This window comes from Micromonospora sp. NPDC005710 (genome assembly GCF_040630995.1).
Taxonomy (GTDB): Bacteria; Actinomycetota; Actinomycetes; order Mycobacteriales; family Micromonosporaceae; genus Micromonospora.
The window spans coordinates 1-18274 of sequence record NZ_JBEXYP010000040.1 but is presented as its reverse complement, the minus strand read 5'-3'; the positions used below and the strand labels follow the sequence as shown (position 1 = coordinate 18274).

Here is an 18274-nt window from a genome sequence, read left to right as displayed (position 1 = left end):
GGCGGCCAGCACCTCGGCCGCCGCCCGCTCACCGGCTCGCACCGCACCTTCCAGGTAGCCACTCCAGCGGGTGGCCGTCTCCGTGCCCGCCCAGAACACCCGCCCCACCGGCGCCCGCAGGTGCGGGCCGTACGTGCGCCAGGTGCCCGGTGTCAACGCACCGGAGAAGCATCCCCGGGTCCACTCGTCGGCCGACCAGTCGTACTCGACGAGGTCCAGCGGGTCCTCGGCGCGTGGCCCGACCACGTCGGCGAACGCCTCCAGCAGGCACTGCCGCCGCCGCGCGGGGGACATGCCGCGCAGCGCGGCGGCGTCGGTGGAGTAGCTGAAGCCGCTCAGCACCCCGAGCGGCGAGGTCGGGGTGGAGTTGTCGACCGTTTCGGTGAGCGGACCGGCGCTGCTGGTCGCCACCCCGGACCGCCCGTCGGCACGCCAGAACGGCTCCGGGTAGACGGCGTGCACCTTCAGCGCCGAACCCATCGGCATCCGCTGGGTGAGCCCGTCCCGCAGCGGAGACAGCGGCGGGTCGTACCGGATCCGGCCGGCCAGCGCCGGGGCCAGCGCGACCACCACGGCATCGCCGTCGACGCGCCCGGTGTCGGTCCACGCCGTCGCGCAATCGACGGTCTGCTGAATGGCCCGCACCGGTGCGGCAAGTGTCAACGCTCCCGGGGGCAGTGCGGTCGCCATCCGCTCGGCCAGCGCCGGTGGTCCGCCCACGATCCGGTCCTGCTGCGCGCCGCCGGCCATCCCCAGCAACGACCCTGTCCCGCCGGCGCTGCGCAGGTAGAAGAGCAGGTGCAACAGCGACAGCTCACCCGCGCCGGTGGCCAGCAGCCCGCCGGCGAGCAAGCGCCCCAGGTAGTCGGCCGTATCGTCGTCCCCGGCCGTGGTGGCGAGCCACCCGCCGACGGTCGTGCGGTCCCACCCCTCGGCCTCCGGCGTCGACCAGGGCGCGGCCGGGTCCAGCCGTGCGGCGTACTCGTCGAGCAGGCCGAGCACCCGGCCCACCTGAGCCGGCGGTTCGGCCCGGGGCTCACCGGCCCAGAGCACTGTGGGCGCGCCGACGGAGGCCGAGGCGAAGGTGGCCAGTCCGTGCTCGGCGACCAGCGCGTACATCCGGTCCTGGGTCGGGCCGATCCACTGCGCCCCCAGGTCGAGCTGGGTGAGCTCGGGCAGCCACCGGGTCAGCACCCGACCGCCCACCCGGTCGCGGGCCTCCAGCACCCGCACCTGGGCGCCGGCGCGGCTGAGCGCCAGCGCGGCGGCGAGTCCGGAGAAGCCGGCGCCGACCACGACCACCCGCAAGCCGTCGACCACATCGCCGTCTACCCACAACCGTCGCGGGCATGACAACCTGCTCCGACCGCTCACCGTCGCGGGTGGCGGGCAGGTCGACCAGGCGACCGCGACCGCGACGGCGGTGGCGATGGTGGCGGTGGCGGTGGCGGTGGCGGTGGCGGTGGCGGTGGCGGTGGCGGTGGCGGTGGCGGTGGACCGTACCCCGGCCCTTCGTCCTTTGCTCTGCACCCGCGGAGGCGCCACCCCGGCGTGCCCACCGTGGCGCCAGTGGTGGCACCGTGCGCCACAGGCCACCGCGCTCGGTGGTCGTGTCCGGGGCGTGATCGACTCGGTTTCCTGGAAAACGCGGTGTTCGAGCGAGGTGGAAAGCACGACTTCCGTGAACGCGAGTGGGTCATGGTCGGCCTGAGGTTGGGCCGACGCTCGTCTGCCCGTAACGGCCCCGCAATGCCTTCGGTGCGACGTTCCGCCTTCAAGACCGCGCCATATTCGGGTTGTGGTGGCATCGGCGCGTTGACGAGGCCACTACATCGGCATGAGGACCGCGATAGTGCCGGGAACGATGTCGGGCAGAGGACCGGCGCCTCCGCGGGTGCAGAGCAAAGGAGACGTCACCACCGGGTCAGGGCCGGCCGCGCGAAGGAGCGTCCTGTTTGCGCGTGCCGGGCAGAGGGGGTGTCACCACCCGGGCGGGCCGGCCACGGACGAGGCGTCAGCAGCGGAGCCGGACCCGCCGCCGAGAAACTTCCTGCCGACCCGTCGATCTGGGCGGTGGTCGATCGTATGGAGGATGAGAGGTCGGTGAGAGACCGGCCGCCCGACGAGGAGGACCCATGACGTTGTACCTGCTCAGCCTTCACCAACCGCAGGGCGAGCTGCCGCCGGAGCCGGAGTTCCTGGCCGATGTGATGCGTCAGCTCGGCGAGTTGCGCGAGGAGTTGGCGTCCACCGGGTCGTGGGTCTTCGGCCAGGGGCTGCACGGCCCGGAGACCGCCACCGTACTGCGGGCCCGCGACGGCGACGTTCTGGTCACCGACGGCCCGTTCGCGGAGAGCAAGGAGTACCTGGGCGGCATCACCATCATCGACGTGCCGGACCTGGACGCCGCCCTGGACTGGGGCCGCCGGTACGCGTTGGCCACCACCCTGCCGATCGAGGTGCGCCCCTTCTACGGTGGGGCCGGCGACTGATCGTGTCCGACGTGGAGGCGGTGTTCCGCGCGGAATACGGCCGAGCGGTCGCCGTCCTGGTTCGCCTCCTCGGCGACATCGACCTCGCCGAGGAGGCCGTGCAGGACGCTTTCGTCGTCGCGGTGGCTCGCTGGCCGACGACCGGCCCGCCGCCCAGTCCGGCCGGCTGGATCATCACCACGGCCCGGAACCGGGCCATCGACCGGCTGCGCCGTGACGCGTCCCGGGTCGACAGGCACGCCCAGGCGGCAGTGCTGTACGCCGCCGACCCACCAGCGGAGGAGGGACCGGTGCGCGACGACCAGCTTCGGCTGATCTTCACCTGTTGCCATCCGGCGCTCGCCCCGGCGGCCCGGGTCGCCCTGACCCTGCGGCTGCTCGGCGGGCTGAGCACCGCCGAGATCGCCAGGGCCTTCCTGGTGCCCGAGCCGACCATGGCGCAGCGGCTGGTCCGTGCCAAGTCAAAGATCCGCAACGCCCGGATCCCGTACCGGGTGCCGCGCGACGCCGACCTCCCCGACCGGCTGCACGCGGTGCTCGCGGTGCTCTACCTGATCTTCAACGAGGGGTACACGGCCAGCACCGGACGACAGCTGGTCCGCGCCGAGCTGTGCGTCGAGGCGATCCGGCTGACCCGGCTGCTCGTCGAGCTTCTGCCCGACGAGCCGGAGGCGCTCGGTCTGCTCGCGTTGATGCTGCTCACCGAGTCGCGCCGTAACGCCCGGACCAACGCCGAGGGTGAGCTGGTGGCGCTGCCCAGCCAGGACCGGTCCCGGTGGGACGCCGAGCTGATCACCGAGGGGCAGGCGCTGGTGCGCCGCTGCCTGCGCCGCGGCCGGCCCGGCCCGTACCAGATCCAGGCCGCGATCGCCGCCGTGCACAGCGCCGCGCGCCGCGCCGCCGACACCGACTGGGCGCAGATCCTTCAGCTGTACGACCAGTTGACGGTGGTCGCCCCCAGCCCGGTGGTGGCGCTGAACCGGGCCGTCGCGCTCGCCGAGGTGTCCGACCCGGCGGTGGCGCTGACCGCTGTGGACCGCCTCGACCTGGCCGGCTACCACGTCTACCACGTGGTCCGCGCCGACCTGCTGGCTCGGCTCGGCCGGGGCGGGGAGGCCGTCGAGGCGTACCGGACGGCTGTCGCCCTGACGGACAACGCGGCCGAACGGGCCTTTCTCACCGCCCGCGCGACGGCCCTGGCGACGCCCTGAGTGTGGCGTTTGCGGCAGGGGCGGCCGGGAACGCGGGGCACCTGCCGCAGCAGGGGAGGGGAGGGCCCGTGGCGTACCGTCCGAGCGCCGTCGACACCGCACCCGACCTGTCCACCCTCACCCTGGGGGTGGAGGAGGAGTACCTGCTGCTCGACCCGGACAGCGGGCGGAACCTGCCGGTCGCCGACCAGGTGCTCGCCGCGCTGCACGGCCATGCCCGGGACCAGAGCCGCCAGGAGTTCCGGCACAGCATGGTGGAGATGGTCACCCCGGTCTGCGCCGACCTCACCGAACTGCGCGCGCACCTGGTGTCGCTGCGCCGCTCCGCCGCCGAGGCCGCCACGGCGGCCGGGGCCCGGCTGGTGGCGGTCGGCGCCACCCCGGTGGCCGAACCGCACCGGACGGTTCCCGACGAACCGCGATACCACGCGATGTCCCGCCGGTACGGGCCGGTGGCCCACGACCCGGCGGTGTGCGGCTGCCACGTGCACGTCGGACTAGCCGACCGGGAACTGGCCGTGCAGGTCTGCAACCACCTGCGGGTGTGGCTGCCGGTCATCCAGGCGATCACCACCAACTCGCCGCTGCACGACGGGTACGACACCGGGCACGCCAGCTGGCGCTCGATGCAGCTGGAACGCTGGCCCAGCATCGGACCGACGCCCTACTTCGACTCCGTCGCCGACTACGACCACACCGTCGACCAGCTGATCGCCGCCGGCATCATGCTCGACGCGTCGATGGTCTACTGGTACGCCCGACCGTCGCCGACCTATCCGACGGTGGAGGTGCGGGTCGGTGACGTCTGCACCGAAGTGGACGACGCGGTGCTCGTCGCCGCACTGGTCCGGTCTCTCGTGGCGACCCTCGCCGACGACGTACGCGCCGGGGTTACCGCTCCGGATGTCCGGGACTGCCTGGTCGCCGCCGCGCACTGGCGGGCCGCCCACGACGGCCTCGACGGCGAGCTCATCGACCTGCGTGGCGGTGGCACCCGGCCCGCCTGGGCGCTCGTGGACGACCTGATGGCGGTGACCGCACCGGCCCTGCTACGCCACGGCGACCTCGGGTACGTGTTGGCGCAGCTGGCCCGGCTGCGCCGCGACGGCACCGGTGCCGCCCGGCAGCGACAGGTGCTGGAGCATGCCGGCGACCTGGGCGCGGTCCTCGACGACCTGGTCGCCCGCACGGCGGCGGTCTGACCGGGCGCGTTTCAGCGGATGTCGTGGGTCTGCAGCCACAGCTCCAGCAGGCCGAGCTGCCACAGCTTGTTGCTGCCGGCCGCCGCCTCCGCCCGGTCCGGCTCGGCGAGCAGATGTGCCACGTACTCGGGGCGGAACAGCCCTCGCTCGCGCGCGGCCGGCGCCTGCAACGCCTCGGCGACCAACTCGCGCACCGGACCGTCCACGTTGCGCAGCGCCGGCACCGGGAAGTACCCCTTGGGCCGGTCGATCACCTCGGTGGGCAACACCTCCCGGGCGACCTCCTTGAGCACGCCCTTGCCACCCTGGGCGACCTTGTGCTCCGGCGGGCAGTGCGCGGCCAGGGTGACCAGGTCCTGGTCGAGGAAGGGCGTGCGCACCTCCAGACCCCACGCCATGCTCATGCTGTCCACCCGCTTGACCGGGTCGTCGGGGAGCATCAGGTGGGTGTCCAGGCGCAGCACCGCGTCCAGCGCGGTCTGCGCCCCGGGCGCGGCCAGGTGCCCGGTGAGCAGGTCCCGGCTGGCGTCGTGCTCCAGCGCGTACGCCGGTCCGACGATACTGCGCAACTCGTCGTGGCCGCGGTCGAAGAACGCGGCGGCGAACGTCTCGGCGGCGCCGTGCCGGGGCGCCTCGACGAGCGGCTGGTGGTAGCCGTAGCCGGCGAACACCTCGTCGGCGCCCTGCCCCGACTGGGCCACCTTCACGTGTTGCGCCACCTGCTCGGAGAGCAGGTGAAAGGCGACCACGTCGTGGCTGCCCATCGGCTCGGTCATCGCCAGCACGGCCTGACGGACGGCGGGCACCAGGTCGTCGTCGGCCAGCCGGATCCGATGGTGGTCGGTGTCGTACGCCCGGGCCACCAGATCGGAGTAGTGGAACTCGTCGCCGGACTCGCCGTCGCGGCTGTCGAAGCCGATGCTGAACGTGCGCAGGTGTTGCTGGCCGGCCTCGGCGAGCAGCGCCACGATGAGGCTGGAGTCGAGTCCACCGGAGAGCAGCACCCCGACCGGCACGTCGGCGACAAGGCGTCGGCGTACCGCCGCGCGTAACGCGTCACCGATCGCTTCCCGCCAGTCGGCGGCGTCCATCTTCCCGTCCGCGGGTTCCCGCACGTAGTCGGGTCGCCAGTAGACCTCCTCGCGGCTGCGCCCGTCCGCCTCGATCACCCGCAGGGTGGCCGGCGGCAGCTTGCGCACACCGCGCAGAACGGTCCGTGGGGCGGGCACGATGGAGTGCCAGGACAGGTAGTGGTGCAGCGCGACGGGGTCGATGCCGGTGTCGACCTCACCGGCGGCCAGCAGAGCGGGCAGCGTGGAGGCGAACCGGAGCCGCCCCGGTGTCTCGGCGAGGTAGAGCGGTTTGATGCCGAGTCGGTCGCGGGCCAGGATCAGCCGCCGCCGGGCCCGGTCGACAAGCCCGATCGCGAACATGCCGACCAGGTGGTCGACGAACCGTTCACCCCAGTGCGCGTACGCCACCAGGATCACCTCGGTGTCGCTGGTGGAGTGGAAGGTGTATCCGGCCCGGCGCAACTCCTCACGCAACTCCGGGTAGTTGTAGATGCAGCCGTTGAAGACCAGCGCCAAGCCCAGATCGTCGCGGACCATCGGCTGCCCGCCCGCCTCGGACAGGTCGATGATGGTCAGCCGACGGTGCCCCAGGGTGACCCAACCGTCGGCGAACAGTCCCTCGTCGTCCGGGCCGCGTGAGCGCATCGCCTCGGTCATCCGGGTGACCGCCGCCTTGTCGGGCGAGCGACCGTCGAACCGTGCCTCCCCGCTGATCCCGCACATCAGGCGGGGTGGTGGTGGGTCAGGGCAGACATGCGCGTCCTCCTGTGGCGTCTCCCCGACTGGTGGTGGCGGGGCCCCGCCGTGCGAACGGGGGCGCGGGTTACCCGGGTGCGGGGCGGGCAAACCCGCAGGTCTCAGGTACGCAGGGTGCGCAGGATGCGGGCCAACTCGGCACGGTCGGCGTCGTCGAGGTGGCCGAAGAAGCGGTCGGCCTCGGCCCGGCGCGCGGTGCGGATGGCGGTGCTGACGCGGTCGCCCTCGTCGGTGAGCGCGACGAGTGTCGCCCGGCGATCGGCCGGGTCGGGTCGGCGCTCGACCAGCCCACGCGTCTGGAGGTCGTCGACGACCTCGGTCGCCGAGCGCGGCGCGATGCGCAGGTGTTCGGCGAGGGTGCCGGGGCGTACCTCGCCGTGCCGGGCCAGCACCCCGAGGGCCCGGGACTGGCTGGGGGTGACGTCCCAGGGCGCCAGTGAGTCCCGGGTCTGCCGGCGCAAACGGGACGCCACGGCCCAGAACGTCTCCGCCAGGCTCTCGTCGTCGGCGCTGTCGACGGTGTGCTCTGTCACCGGAATACGGTAGCAGGATATGTGGTTGCTCCCTCATGATGAGGTAACCTCAGCAATGTTTCCGACGAGAGGCAGCAACCCTTGGAACCCACCCCGAAGGGCCGCGACCGCGGCCACCGCACCGTCAGCGCCGAAGAGAAGACGCAGGCCCGTCAGGTGTCGCTGCGCCGCATCGGTCGCCTGTTCACCCCCCACCGTCCCGCGCTGGCCGCCGTCACCGCGATCATCGTGCTCTCCTCGATCATCGCGATGGCTTCCCCGTTCCTGCTGCGCGCCGTGATCGACCGGGCCCTGCCGCAGGCCGACGTGACGCTGCTGGTCTGGCTCGTCCTCGGCATGGTCGCCGTCGCGGCTGTCACCTCCGCCCTCGGCGTCGTGCAGACCTGGATCTCCACCCAGGTCGGCCAGCGGGTCATGCACCGGCTGCGTACGGACGTCTTCATTCACCTCCAGCGCCAGTCGCTCGGCTTCTTCACCCGCACCCGCACCGGCGAGGTGCAGTCCCGCATCACTAACGACATCGGCGGCATGCAGTCGGTGGTCACGTCCACCGCCACCGCCGTCGCCGCCAACCTCACCACTGTGGTCGCCACCGCCGTCGCCATGGTCGCGCTCTCCTGGCAGCTCTCCCTGGTCTCGCTCGTGGTGCTGCCGCCGGCCATCTGGCTGACCCGTCGGGTCGCCCGGATGCGCCGCGAGATCACCGCCGAGCGGCAACGCGAACTCGCCGACCTCAACGTCACAGTCGAGGAAGGGCTCTCGATCAGCGGCGTGCAGCTGGCCAAGACCCTCGGCACCGGCCCGGCGCTCATCGACAGGTTCACCGCCTCCTCGGCCCGCCTGGTCGACCTGGAGCTGCGCAGTGAGCTGGCCGGTCGCTGGCGGATGGCCTCGATGAGCATCATCTTCGCCGCCGTACCGGCGGTCATCTACCTCGCCGCCGGGCTGCCCGGCACCGCCGGCACCCTGAGCATCGGCACCCTGGTCGCCTTCACGGCCCTGCAGGGCGGCCTGTTCCGGCCGCTGATGGGGCTGCTCAACGTGGGCGTCTCGCTCACCGCGTCGCTGGCGCTCTTCGCCCGGATCTTCGAATACCTCGACCTGCCCGTCGACGTGGCCGACCCCGCCGAGCCGGTCCGGCTCGACCCCTCCCGCGTGCAGGGCCATCTCCGCCTGGAGGACGTCACCTTCGGCTACCCGGGCAGCGACACCGCCGCCCTCGTCGGGATCAGCCTCGACGTGCCGGCCGGCACCAGTCTCGCCCTGGTCGGCGAGACCGGCTCCGGCAAGAGCACCCTCGCCGGTCTGGTCAGCCGGCTGCACGACCCGACCGCCGGCCGGATCACCGTCGACGGCGTCGACCTGCGCGACCTGCGCCTGGCCGACCTGGCCGCGATCGTCGGCGTGGTCAGCCAGGAGACGTACCTGCTGCACACCTCCGTGCGGGAGAACCTGCGCTACGCCCGTCCGGACGCCACCGACACCGAGATCGAGGACGCCGCCCGCGCCGCCCAGATCCATGACCTGATCGCCGAGCTGCCCGACGGGTACGACACCGCTGTCGGCTCGCGCGGCCACCGGTTCTCCGGCGGTGAGAAGCAGCGCCTCGCCATCGCCCGCACGCTGCTGCGCGACCCGCGCATCCTGGTCCTCGACGAGGCCACCAGCGCGCTGGACACGGAGACCGAACGCGCCGTGCAGCGGGCGTTCGACGTGCTCGCCCAGGGCCGCACCACGATCACCATCGCGCACCGGCTCTCCACGGTGCGCGACGCCGACCAGATCGCGGTGCTCGACCACGGTCGGATCGTGGAGGCCGGCACCCACGACAGCCTGCTGGACCGCAACGGCCGCTACGCCACCCTGGCGGCCTGAGCGTTCGGGCTCACAACCGTCGCAAAACAATATTGAAACTGTCTCATTATGGTGCGGTGAGGTGGCGGTAGACGGTGGCCCGCGAGACGCCCAGCTTGGCGGCGATGGCGTCCACCGAGTGGGTGCCCGCCGCGTGCATCCGCCGGGCCGCCTCGACCTGCTCCCGGTCCAGCGCGGACGGTCGTCCCGGCCGCCGACGCCGGCTCGCCGCACCGGCACCGCCGGCCGGGCCCGTTGGCGTCGCCGGGCTCCCGCTCGTGCCCCCCGCGGTCGCGTGCGCCGGGGTCTCGTGGGCCGGCGCCGGGACCGTCGTGGCCGCGCGTGACCCGGCCGCGAGGTCCGTGCGCGCCCCGGCTGTCGTGTCGGCCTGCGGCCCGGGTGCCGCGTCAGCGGGCAGCGGGGCCAGCAGCCGGCGTACGCCGTCGAGCATGTCGGCCCGCAGCACCTCGTCGGACACGTCGGTGAAGAAGACGATCGGGTCGCTGCACGCGCCCAACGCCTGGACCGCGGCGACTCGCTCGCGCCGGCCCGCGTCCGGCCCGGCGATGAGGTCGTTGGCCCGCATCGCGACCTCCATGAGCCGGTGGTACGTGTCGCCCCGGCCGACCAGCGCGATGTCGTGGAAGAGCATGCCCAGCGGGCGGCGATGGGCGAGCATGATGTCCACCCAGCCCTCCACCACCGTCCATCGGGCCTGCTCGGTGGGCTGGTTCCGCGCCGAGTCGAGCAGTGCCTCCAGGTCCGACACCAAGGGCTCGACCAGGGCGGCGAGCAGATGCTCCTTGGCCGGGAAGTGGTACAGGATCGCGGTCTTGGTCAGTCGCAGCCGCTCGCCGATCTGACGCAGCGAGGTGCGCTGGTAGCCGTGTTCGGCGAACAGGTCGAGCGCGGCGCGCAGGATCCGGGTGCGGGTGTCGTCCGCGGGATCGGCGGTCATGCCGGCCAGCCTAGCGACGTCCTGACCAGTGGGCACCGTCACCGTTGATTCGACTGACCGATGGTCAGTACAGTGGTGACTGTCGACGCATTCAACCGCAGGAGGGGCGATGCCCGTCATCTCGATCGGCAACCTGGTCAAGACGTTCGGATCCGTCCGCGCACTCGACGGGCTGGACCTGCGCGTCGAGCAGGGGGAGGTGCACGGCTTCCTCGGGCCCAACGGCTCCGGAAAGTCCACCACCATCCGCATCCTGCTCGGGCTGCTCCGCCGCGACTCCGGTGACACCCAGGTGCTCGGCGGCGACCCGTGGCGCGACGCGGTACGCCTGCACCGGCGACTCGCGTACGTGCCGGGAGACGTCAACCTCTGGCCCAACCTCACCGGTGGGGAGGCCATCGACCTGCTCGGTCAGCTACGCGGCGGCCTCGACCGGCGTCGCCGCGACGAGTTGCTGCACCGCTTCGACCTCGACCCGACCCGCCGCTGCCGCACGTACTCGAAGGGCAACCGGCAGAAGATCGCCATCGTCGCCGCCTTCTCGTCCCCGGTGGAGCTGTACGTGCTCGACGAGCCGACCTCCGGCCTCGACCCCCTCATGGAGGCGGTGTTCCAGGACGAGGTCCGGCGGATCAAGCAGGCCGGCGCCACGGTTCTGCTCTCCAGCCACGTGCTCGCCGAGGTCGAGGCGCTCTGCGATCGGGTGAGCATCATCCGCGAGGGCCGCACCGTCGAAACCGGCACCCTCGCCGAGCTGCGCCACCTCACCCGCACGTCGGTGACCGTCGAGACCGCGAGCCCGGTCACCGGCCTGGACGCGCTGCCCGGCGTGCACAACGTGCACCTCGTCGACGGCCGTACCCACCTGGAGGTCGACCCCGCCCACCTCGACGAGCTGCTCGGCCACCTCATCCGCTTCGGCGTCCGCGCGCTGACCAGCACGCCGCCGACCCTGGAGCAGCTGTTCCTGCGTCACTACGGCGACGACCCCGCCGCCGTTGGCGCGGGCGCCTCTGCCGCTGGCGCTCCCGCCGCTGGCGGCTCGGGCACCGATGCGCAGGCTGACGCCTCGCAGGGGGGTGCCCGATGAGCGCCCTCACCGGCACCGCCCTGCTGGCCCGGCTCGTGCTGCGCCGGGACCGGATCCGCCTCGCCGTCTGGGTCCTCGGCACGCCCCTGCTCGGCTACGCCCTCGCCGGAAGCGTCTCCGGCGTCTACCCCGACCAGGACGCCCGGCTGGGCTACGCCACCACGTCGGCGTCCAGCCTGGTCGCCCGCGCCTTCAACGGCCCGATCCACGGCACCGACCTCGGTGCCGTGGTGGTCGCCGAGACGTACGTGACACTGGCCCTGATCGTCGCGTTGCTGAGCACCTTCGCGGTGACCCGGCACACCCGACAGAACGAGGAGACCGGCCGCGCCGAACTGCTCGGGGCCAACGTCGTCGGCAGGTACGCGCCGCTCACCGCCGCGTTGCTCGTCATCGTCGCGGCGAACGCCCTGGCCGCCGCCCTGCTCGCTGTCGCGTTCGCCGGCGCCGGTCTACCGCTCGCCGGCTCCGTCGCGGCAGCGGCCGCGATCGGCGGCGTCGGTGTCGCCTTCACCGCGATCGCCGCCGTCACCGCCCAGCTCTCCGTCACCGCACGCGGCGCCAACGCGCTCGCCGCCGCCACCGTCGGGCTCTCCTTCGTGCTGCGCGCCGCCGGAGACGTGCTCGGCGACCAGAGCGCCGACGGCACCCGGGTACGCAGCGCCTGGCCATCGTGGATCTCCCCGCTCGGCTGGGGCAACCAGGTACGAGCCTTCGACGGTGAACGCTGGTGGGTCCTCGCCCTGCCCGTCGCGCTGCTGCTCGCCGGGGTGGCACTGGCGTACGCCCTCGCCGAGCGACGTGACCTCGGCGCCGGGCTGATCGCCCCCCGACGCGGCCCGGCGACCGGCGCGCCCCGGCTGCTCAGCCCCACCGGCCTGGCCTGGCGGATGCAGCGCGGCACGCTGCTCGGCTGGGCGGTCGGGGTGGCCGTGCTCGGCCTCTCCATGGGCGTCGCCGCCGACGAGTTCAACGACATGATCGACGCGAATCCGGCCGCCGCCGAAGCGATCAACGCGATGGGTGGCGGTGCCGACCTGATCAACGCGTACCTGGCCGCGATGCTCGCCCTCTTCGCCCTGACCATCGGCGCGTACGTCGTGCAGGCCCTGCTGCGCGTACGCGGCGACGAAGCCGACGGGGTGTTGGAGGCGGCCCTCGCCACGGCGGTCAGCCGTACCCGCTGGCTCGGCACCCAGGTGCTCGCCGCGACGCTCGGCGCCCTCGCCCTGCTGCTCCTCGCCGGCGTGACCACCGGTCTCGGCTACGGCATCGTCACCGGAGACCCGCTCGGTCAGGCCGTCGAGTTGGGCGGTGCCGCGCTGCTGCGCCTGCCCGCCCTGCTCGTGGTGGCCGGGGTGGTGACCGCGATCTTCGGGCTGCTGCCCCGCCTGTCGGTGGTGCTGTCCTGGACGGCCCTGCTGATCTTCCTGCTGCTCGGGCAACTCGGCGCGGTGCTGGACCTGCCCCAGGCCGCGCTCAACGTCTCGCCGTACACCCATGTGCCGGCCGTGCCCGCTGTCGACCCGGCGGCGCTCCCCCTGGTGGTGCTGGCGGCGGTGGCCGCGCTGCTCCTGGTGGTCGGCGTGGCGGCCTTCCGCCACCGAGACGTCCCGTCCTGAGCCGCGCCGTTCGATCGTTGCGATGATCGTTGGCAGCGGAGTGACTCGACACGCCGGGAGACCCTCGCCATCCTGGCGACCCCCGAACCTGAGGCGTGGCGGGGTTGCCCGGGGCTGGCAGCCTCGACCCCGTGAGCGACCTCCTGACGCAGCTTCCGGCCCTCCTCGGCGTCCTGGTTGGCACCCTGGGCACGATCCTCGCCACCTCCCTCGCCGACCGTGCCCGGTGGCGGCGCAGCCAGAGCGTCCGCTGGGACGAGCGGCGGCTCGACGCGTACGTCGACTACGCGCACGCCCTCAAGGAGAGTCACGCGGTGGCGCTGCGCCTGACGGCCGACCACCGGCCCGGTTCGCGGAGCCACCCCATCGACCGCGAGGAGGGGCTCGCCCGGCTCGCCGAGGCGGACGCGCGGCGCACGATCGTCTGGGAGAACCTGCTGCTGCTCGGCGATCAGCCGACTGTTGTCGCCGCCGCCAACTGGCGGGACGCCATCTGGCAGGTCGAGCGGCTCGCCCGGGGAATCGTCGAGGCGCCGCCGGACGTCGTGGAGATGCTGAGCCACGTCGACGAGGCCCGCGACGGGTACTACCGGGCGGCCCGGCTCAGTCTCGGGGTGCGCGGGGGTTCGGTGGAGCAGTCCGCGACGCTGCGGCAGGCATTGGTCGACAGGTCCACCGCGACGCCCTAGGTGCCGACGGCCCGACCGGGGCGGGGGTGTCCTGATGCGGCGGCCCTGGCGACCGGGGAGCAGACGTCCTGGCGATCGCCCCCGACGGCCAGCGCGTCGTCGTGCAGTGCAAGCGGCAGAGTGTTAGCAACCGGGTGGGCAGCGCCGCCATCCAGCGCTTCGCCGGCACCTGCCGTGACATCCACGGTGGGGAGATCTGCATGTTCGTCACGAACAGCTACTTCACCGCGGGCGACGGCATCCAGTTGGCCCGGCAGCTCGACATCACACTCGTCGACCGGAGCGCACTGGAGATGTGGGCGTGGACGGGACGGCCCGTGACGGGGTCCATCGTGGGAGCCAGTTCGCACTGACGCGGAAGCCGTGGCGGCCCTCTGCGCGCACTGGCTTCGGCCTCGTGGGCAGGCTTCTGACGCTGCTGCCGCAGCAATGACCGATCAGATGGTGGCTTTTAGATCATCTCTGAGCCACGCTGATCCTCGTGAAGGCCTTCGTGGGGGTGACTGACGAAAGGTGGTACCGCTTCCTTGCGGAGCGTCCCGCGCTCAACGAGGTGAACTTCTGGCGGCCCTCCGGCGGAACATTTCGGGCCCTCACTCCCGGCGAACCCTTCCTGTTCAAGGCGCACTTCCCGCTGAACCGGGTGGTGGGCGGTGGCTTTTTCAGCGGCTTCACGCAGTTGCGAATCTCCGAGGCGTGGGAGCTCTTCGGTGAGGCCAATGGCGCTTCGAGTATCGAAGAGATGCGCCGCAGTGTCGGCCGCTACCGGAAGCAGGCGATCGGTGCAGGGGAGGACCCCGTCATCGGCTGCATCTTCGTCCGTGACGTGACGTTCTTTCCCAACGAGTCGACAGTCGGTCCACCGCCAGGGTTCGCGTCGAACGTCGTACAGGGCAAGACCTACAACCTGGCCGACGTCGATGCCGCAGCGTACTTCGATCTGCTGATCCACCGTCTGATCGGAACGACGGCTGCGGTTGACCTCACTGGCCCCTGGCATCGTCCCGGACCCGTCTACGGAGACCCCCGACTGGTGCCTCAACGGCTCGGGCAGCAGTCGTTCAAGGCAGTGGTCCTTGGAGCCTACGGCCGGCGTTGCGCGATCACCGGCAACAGGGTTCAGCCCGTGCTGCAGGCCGCGCACATCCGTCCGCTTCCCTTGGGCGGCGAGCATCGGCTGGACAACGGGTTGTTGCTCAAGTCCGACGTGCACATCCTCTTCGACCGTGGCTACCTCGGTGTCGATCCGAAGCATCGTCTTGTGGTCAGTCCGCGGCTCCGCAGCGAGTTCGGTAACGGTGACCAGTTCTACGCGAAGGCGGGTGAGCAGATCGCTTTGCCAGAACGACGCAGCGACCGGCCGCGCGCTGAATTCCTCGAATGGCACCTGGACACCGTCTACAAGGCGGCTTGATCAAGCCTTGCCCGTGCCAAGCGCGGCCCGGGCTGTTGGCGACCCGGCCGCTGTCAGGCCGGCACGTTGGACGAAGATCTCCCGTCTGGCGGTCGCGTCGCCTCGGCGGTTGATGACGTAGCCGGTCAACCAGACCCAACCCTCGTACGTCGGTCGATCGCAGGCTGACACGACGCGGAAGGTCAGCGCGCGGTCCCCGGCGAACTGCACCGAGGCTCGGCCGTCGATGATCAGCAGGTCGCCGGGGGAGGGGCGCGCGGTCACCAGTGGCCGGAGTTGCCGCGCTGTTCGTGCGTCGGCCGACACTCCCGCGCGTGCATGCTCTGCCAGTCACGCAGTGCCCGTTTGATCCGGTCGTTCTCCTGGCTGAGCAGCCGTACCGTCTCGTTGAGCATGGCCAGCTCGTCGCTGACCCGGGCCTGGAACTCGCGTACCTCGTCGGGGTCGACGCCGCGCCGGCACGCGGCGAACTCGCGGGTCCGCACCTCGTGCGGCGTCAACCGGCCCGGGTAGCCGGCGGGGTAGGGCTGGCCACCTCGATACACCTGAGCCACGACGATCCTCTCTGAGCGCAGGCGGGAGCGCGAAAGGTCCTTTTGGTGGGTCTGGAAGGGCGGGCCGTCCGCTCGGGGGCCGCGGGCGACCCGCCCGCTCCGCTGACGCAGCCCATTTCGGCGGTACGGCAGCAGAGCAGTCCGGAGGGTCGGGACGGGCACACGCACCCGCCCCGACCAGAGGGTGAGCCGAACTCGTTGCCACGCGAGGATCGGCCCGGAATCAACATAGCTAGACATGTCAGATGAGTCAACGCTGCTTGTTAGGCGCGTCGCGGTGTGATCAAATCGGGTTGCCACGCGAGGAGTGCCATGCGAGAAGTGCCGGATTACTGGCGCATCGCCGATGATGTGATCGCCGACGTCAGGTCGCAGAAGTTAAGGCCGGGGGACAAGCTGCCCTCGATCGTCGAGCTGCGTGCTCGCTACGACGTCAGCCACGGGACCGTCCAGATGGCCTACGCCCGGCTGGAGGCGCTGCGCGTGATTCGGCGGCAACAGGGCAAGGGCGTCTTCGTGACCGACCCGAAGACCTGGATGCGGGAGCCGTAGGTAGCGGGCCGGCTACGCGAACGAGCCGGACCTGGCCGCAGGTGGAACCGGTACCGGGGCAGAGCGCTGCTCGGGCTCGTCAGCAGGGCGTGAACCCAGGAGGAGCCGCCACTCGGCCCTGTGCGAATCCAGACCGCCCGGCGGGCGCGGCAGGAAAGTCACTCATGAGCGGGCGGGGCAGGGGTGTGGGTCTGTTGGGGGACTCGGGGCGCGGGTGCCGATTCTGGTGAGGGGTCGGCTCGGCGGTGCAGGAGTTCGGCGATCCATCTCGCGGCTTCTCGGTTCGCCGTGAGCAGGTGGTCGCGAGCGTCGGCCAGGTCCGCGTCGTCGTCGGCGTGCATGCTCAGGATCGTCACCCACTGGCGGCTCAGCTCCTCGGCATAGCGGGCCTTTCGGATCTGCTCGTCGAACTGGTATTCGAGCTTGACCAGGCGGTCGACGTGCGGTTGGAGCGCCGGCATGATCCGTTCGTCGAGGCGTACGGTGGCGTCGGGGCGGCAGGTGAGCGTGATGTCGCCCCGTTGGTAGTGCCACAGGGGATCGTCGGCAAGCGCCCGCAGCAACGCCACCTCCAGGTCACCGGCCCGGTGCGGGGGCAGATCCCGGGCGGCGTCGCCGGCGAGCCGGGTCAACCGTTGGACGGCGTTGGCTTGGAAGTACTGCACGTACCAACTCAGCACCTCGGACCGCAGGCTCGCCGATGACGACCAGGCGAACGTGGCGCGGACGTAGAACGAGTACACGTAACCGCGGGCCGGGACCGCGATCAGGCGGGGTGCGTCGCGCTGTTCGACGAGTGGGCCGGACGGCGACGGCGCGGCAGCGGATCCGACGGGCGCCTCGTCCTGAAGTGCGGCGACCAGTCGATCCCAGCTTCGCGCCCACCACCGCCAGGCGCGCACTGCGGCGTCGCGGGCGATCGTCAACGCTCGTACGCCCCGGTGCCGCCACTGGTCCGCGGGCTTCGGCCTCCCGTCGGGGGCGTCCGTCATGGCACCCTCCACGGTCCCGGATCCGCGTTTCACGCTAACAACCGGTGCCCGATATGCCCGTCGCCACGCCGCGACGGAGTAGACCGCATACCGGCACAATCGGGAATGGCGCGACAGACGATCATTCGGGGTTAACCGAGCATTGTGGAGCAGTTCGGGTGCCGAGGGGTGTTGTCATCGACCGGCAGCGGTGAGACTGGGTCCGGTCCGACAATCACGCGGATCAATGGATTGGATGGTCTGGAGGCAGCCTGTGTCCACCCTCGTGTCCCCGCTGGCCACGCTCGGCGCGATCCGCCGGCGTACCACCACCCTCGCCCTGCTCCTCGCCATGGTCGCCGCCGCGCTGGTCGGCCCGTCAATGGTGTCCCCCCGGCTGACCGACCCGGCCTCGGCGGCGGTCTACAGCTCCTGCACCATGAGCCGCTGCGCGGACGCCCGCACCGCCCGCTCGGGCTGGTCTGCCAAGGGTTTCCCGACCAGCCGAGGCTGGTACTCGTGGAGCGGCGGGAAGTCGAACTTCGCCGGCGGACAGTTCTACAACTACGAGGGGCAACTGCCCACCAACGCCACCTACTACGAGTACGACGTCTACCCGCGTACCCAGGGCGCCGCCCGGGACGCGTACCGGATCGTGGTGAACCGCGGCACCGGGGTCACCTGGTTCTCGCCCAACCACTACACCGACTTCTACCGGCTCTGACCCACCCGGGGGTCGACCGGCCGTGGTCGGTCGGCCCCGCTCCGGCGGCGTCCCGGTCGGATGGCGTGTCGGTCAGATACCGCTCCGGTCGGATCAGGAGGAACGTGATGGTTGACGAGCACGCGGGTCGGGTGCCCGATTGGCTGATGGTCTGCCAAGACGCCAGGCTCGACCTGCCCGGCGCGGTGGTGCTGGTCGGAGCGACGACGCGGACCAGGGCCGGCTTCTTCGCCGCGCTCGCCACCGCACTGGCTCTGCCGGCGCACCTGGGGAGCACCTGGGACGCCCTCTCCGACGTGCTCCGGGACCGGCTCGACAGCGGCCCGCTCACCCTGCTGATCACCGACGCCGACCAGTTGCTCGTTGACGAGCCGACCGATCAGTACGGCCTGCTGCTCACCGTGCTCGGCAACGTCGTCGCCAGCGCCCCGCACCCGCTGCGAGTCGTCCTCGACGAGGCCGCACCCTCCGGCCGGTGATCGCGCGAGGTAGCCCACTGTCGCCGGGTCGACGGCGGCGGAGGCGTACGCGCGGGTCAGCACCTCGATCTGCCCGGCGATGCCCGGCGCGGTGTAGCCG

The 18274-nt window shown here is 71.8% G+C and carries 18 protein-coding genes and 1 pseudogene; 12 read left to right on the top strand and 7 right to left on the bottom strand.

The window, feature by feature from the left end; genetic code table 11:
• A partial coding sequence (locus tag ABZ406_RS30215; RefSeq protein WP_357768858.1) for an FAD-dependent oxidoreductase occupies positions 1 to 1530 on the bottom strand: 1530 nt, incomplete at its 3' end.
• A 605-nt stretch (positions 1531 to 2135) separates the two neighbouring features.
• Here ABZ406_RS30215 and ABZ406_RS30210 point away from each other — a divergent pair.
• The 3 genes from ABZ406_RS30210 (at position 2136) to ABZ406_RS30200 (ending at position 4905) form a co-directional block, all read left to right on the top strand.
• Positions 2136 to 2492: a YciI family protein gene (locus tag ABZ406_RS30210; protein ID WP_357768856.1), complete on the top strand. Its 357-nt coding sequence runs from the start codon at positions 2136 to 2138 to the stop codon at positions 2490 to 2492.
• Between the two features lie 2 nt (positions 2493 to 2494).
• Positions 2495 to 3703 (top strand): RNA polymerase sigma factor, encoded by a 1209-nt coding sequence (locus ABZ406_RS30205; protein ID WP_357768853.1) that lies wholly within the window; start codon positions 2495 to 2497, stop codon positions 3701 to 3703.
• A gap of 68 nt (positions 3704 to 3771) precedes the next feature.
• A complete protein-coding gene (locus ABZ406_RS30200) occupies positions 3772 to 4905 on the top strand; it encodes a glutamate--cysteine ligase (protein ID WP_357768851.1) in 1134 nt (377 codons plus the stop codon).
• 11 nt (positions 4906 to 4916) lie between these two features.
• Here ABZ406_RS30200 and ABZ406_RS30195 read toward each other — a convergent pair whose 3' ends face one another.
• Complete coding sequence (locus ABZ406_RS30195; protein ID WP_357768849.1) at positions 4917 to 6701, bottom strand: N-acetylglutaminylglutamine amidotransferase; 1785 nt, start codon at positions 6699 to 6701, stop codon at positions 4917 to 4919.
• Positions 6702 to 6835: 134 nt separating this feature from the next.
• On the bottom strand, positions 6836 to 7267 hold the full coding sequence (locus tag ABZ406_RS30190; RefSeq protein ID WP_357768847.1) for a MarR family winged helix-turn-helix transcriptional regulator: 432 nt from the start codon (positions 7265 to 7267) through the stop codon (positions 6836 to 6838).
• 81 nt (positions 7268 to 7348) lie between these two features.
• On the opposite strand from ABZ406_RS30190, the gene ABZ406_RS30185 reads away from it, so the two are divergent.
• Positions 7349 to 9142: an ABC transporter ATP-binding protein gene (locus tag ABZ406_RS30185; RefSeq protein WP_357768845.1), complete on the top strand. Its 1794-nt coding sequence runs from the start codon at positions 7349 to 7351 to the stop codon at positions 9140 to 9142.
• 46 nt (positions 9143 to 9188) lie between these two features.
• Here the strand turns inward: ABZ406_RS30185 and ABZ406_RS30180 are convergent, their stop codons facing one another.
• Positions 9189 to 10079 carry a TetR family transcriptional regulator gene (locus ABZ406_RS30180; protein ID WP_357768843.1) on the bottom strand — a complete coding sequence of 297 codons (891 nt, stop codon included), beginning with the start codon at positions 10077 to 10079 and terminating at the stop codon, positions 9189 to 9191.
• Positions 10080 to 10188: 109 nt separating this feature from the next.
• Here ABZ406_RS30180 and ABZ406_RS30175 point away from each other — a divergent pair, with 109 nt between their 5' ends.
• The 5 genes and pseudogenes from ABZ406_RS30175 (at position 10189) to ABZ406_RS30155 (ending at position 14894) form a co-directional block, all read left to right on the top strand.
• On the top strand, positions 10189 to 11169 hold the full coding sequence (locus tag ABZ406_RS30175) for an ABC transporter ATP-binding protein (protein WP_357768841.1): 981 nt from the start codon (positions 10189 to 10191) through the stop codon (positions 11167 to 11169).
• The gene (locus ABZ406_RS30170) at positions 11166 to 12791 is read left to right on the top strand and encodes an anibiotic ABC transporter (protein ID WP_357768839.1); all 1626 of its coding nucleotides are present in this window, start codon (positions 11166 to 11168) and stop codon (positions 12789 to 12791) included. The genes ABZ406_RS30175 and ABZ406_RS30170 overlap by 4 nt, the downstream gene beginning before the upstream one ends.
• Positions 12792 to 12922: 131 nt before the next feature.
• Positions 12923 to 13480 carry a hypothetical protein gene (locus tag ABZ406_RS30165; RefSeq protein WP_357768837.1) on the top strand — a complete coding sequence of 186 codons (558 nt, stop codon included), beginning with the start codon at positions 12923 to 12925 and terminating at the stop codon, positions 13478 to 13480.
• A 53-nt stretch (positions 13481 to 13533) separates the two neighbouring features.
• Positions 13534 to 13833 (top strand): annotated as a pseudogene (locus ABZ406_RS30160) (restriction endonuclease); the annotation flags it as partial.
• A 128-nt stretch (positions 13834 to 13961) separates the two neighbouring features.
• On the top strand, positions 13962 to 14894 hold the full coding sequence (locus ABZ406_RS30155) for an HNH endonuclease (RefSeq protein WP_357768835.1): 933 nt from the start codon (positions 13962 to 13964) through the stop codon (positions 14892 to 14894).
• On the opposite strand, the gene ABZ406_RS30150 is transcribed toward ABZ406_RS30155, so the two are convergent.
• Positions 14895 to 15158 carry a hypothetical protein gene (locus ABZ406_RS30150; protein ID WP_357768833.1) on the bottom strand — a complete coding sequence of 88 codons (264 nt, stop codon included), beginning with the start codon at positions 15156 to 15158 and terminating at the stop codon, positions 14895 to 14897. It lies immediately after the preceding gene.
• Complete coding sequence (locus tag ABZ406_RS30145; protein WP_357768860.1) at positions 15155 to 15394, bottom strand: DivIVA domain-containing protein; 240 nt, start codon at positions 15392 to 15394, stop codon at positions 15155 to 15157. The genes ABZ406_RS30150 and ABZ406_RS30145 overlap by 4 nt, the downstream gene beginning before the upstream one ends.
• A 366-nt stretch (positions 15395 to 15760) precedes the next feature.
• On the opposite strand from ABZ406_RS30145, the gene ABZ406_RS30140 reads away from it, so the two are divergent.
• Positions 15761 to 16000, top strand: coding sequence for a winged helix-turn-helix domain-containing protein (locus ABZ406_RS30140; protein ID WP_357768831.1), 240 nt, complete (start codon positions 15761 to 15763; stop codon positions 15998 to 16000).
• 158 nt (positions 16001 to 16158) lie between these two features.
• On the opposite strand, the gene ABZ406_RS30135 is transcribed toward ABZ406_RS30140, so the two are convergent.
• Positions 16159 to 16992 carry a hypothetical protein gene (locus tag ABZ406_RS30135; protein ID WP_357768829.1) on the bottom strand — a complete coding sequence of 278 codons (834 nt, stop codon included), beginning with the start codon at positions 16990 to 16992 and terminating at the stop codon, positions 16159 to 16161.
• A 253-nt stretch (positions 16993 to 17245) separates the two neighbouring features.
• On the opposite strand from ABZ406_RS30135, the gene ABZ406_RS30130 reads away from it, so the two are divergent.
• Both ABZ406_RS30130 and ABZ406_RS30125 read left to right on the top strand, forming a co-directional pair.
• Positions 17246 to 17695: a ribonuclease domain-containing protein gene (locus ABZ406_RS30130; protein ID WP_357768827.1), complete on the top strand. Its 450-nt coding sequence runs from the start codon at positions 17246 to 17248 to the stop codon at positions 17693 to 17695.
• 107 nt (positions 17696 to 17802) lie between these two features.
• On the top strand, positions 17803 to 18174 hold the full coding sequence (locus ABZ406_RS30125; protein ID WP_357768825.1) for a barstar family protein: 372 nt from the start codon (positions 17803 to 17805) through the stop codon (positions 18172 to 18174).
• The last annotated feature ends 100 nt before the right edge of the window (positions 18175 to 18274 follow it).

Excerpts from the sequence above, each read along its gene's own strand:
- ABZ406_RS30210 (WP_357768856.1), top strand. The coding sequence starts at position 2,136 with ATGACGTTGTACCTGCTCAGCCTTCACCAACCGCAGGGCGAGCTGCCG.
- ABZ406_RS30195 (WP_357768849.1), bottom strand. The coding sequence starts at position 6,701 with ATGTGCGGGATCAGCGGGGAGGCACGGTTCGACGGTCGCTCGCCCGAC.
- ABZ406_RS30180 (WP_357768843.1), bottom strand. The coding sequence starts at position 10,079 with ATGACCGCCGATCCCGCGGACGACACCCGCACCCGGATCCTGCGCGCC.
- ABZ406_RS30175 (WP_357768841.1), top strand. The coding sequence starts at position 10,189 with ATGCCCGTCATCTCGATCGGCAACCTGGTCAAGACGTTCGGATCCGTC.
- ABZ406_RS30170 (WP_357768839.1), top strand. The coding sequence starts at position 11,166 with ATGAGCGCCCTCACCGGCACCGCCCTGCTGGCCCGGCTCGTGCTGCGC.
- ABZ406_RS30140 (WP_357768831.1), top strand. The coding sequence starts at position 15,761 with ATGCGAGAAGTGCCGGATTACTGGCGCATCGCCGATGATGTGATCGCC.
- ABZ406_RS30135 (WP_357768829.1), bottom strand. The coding sequence starts at position 16,992 with ATGACGGACGCCCCCGACGGGAGGCCGAAGCCCGCGGACCAGTGGCGG.
- ABZ406_RS30125 (WP_357768825.1), top strand. The coding sequence starts at position 17,803 with ATGGTTGACGAGCACGCGGGTCGGGTGCCCGATTGGCTGATGGTCTGC.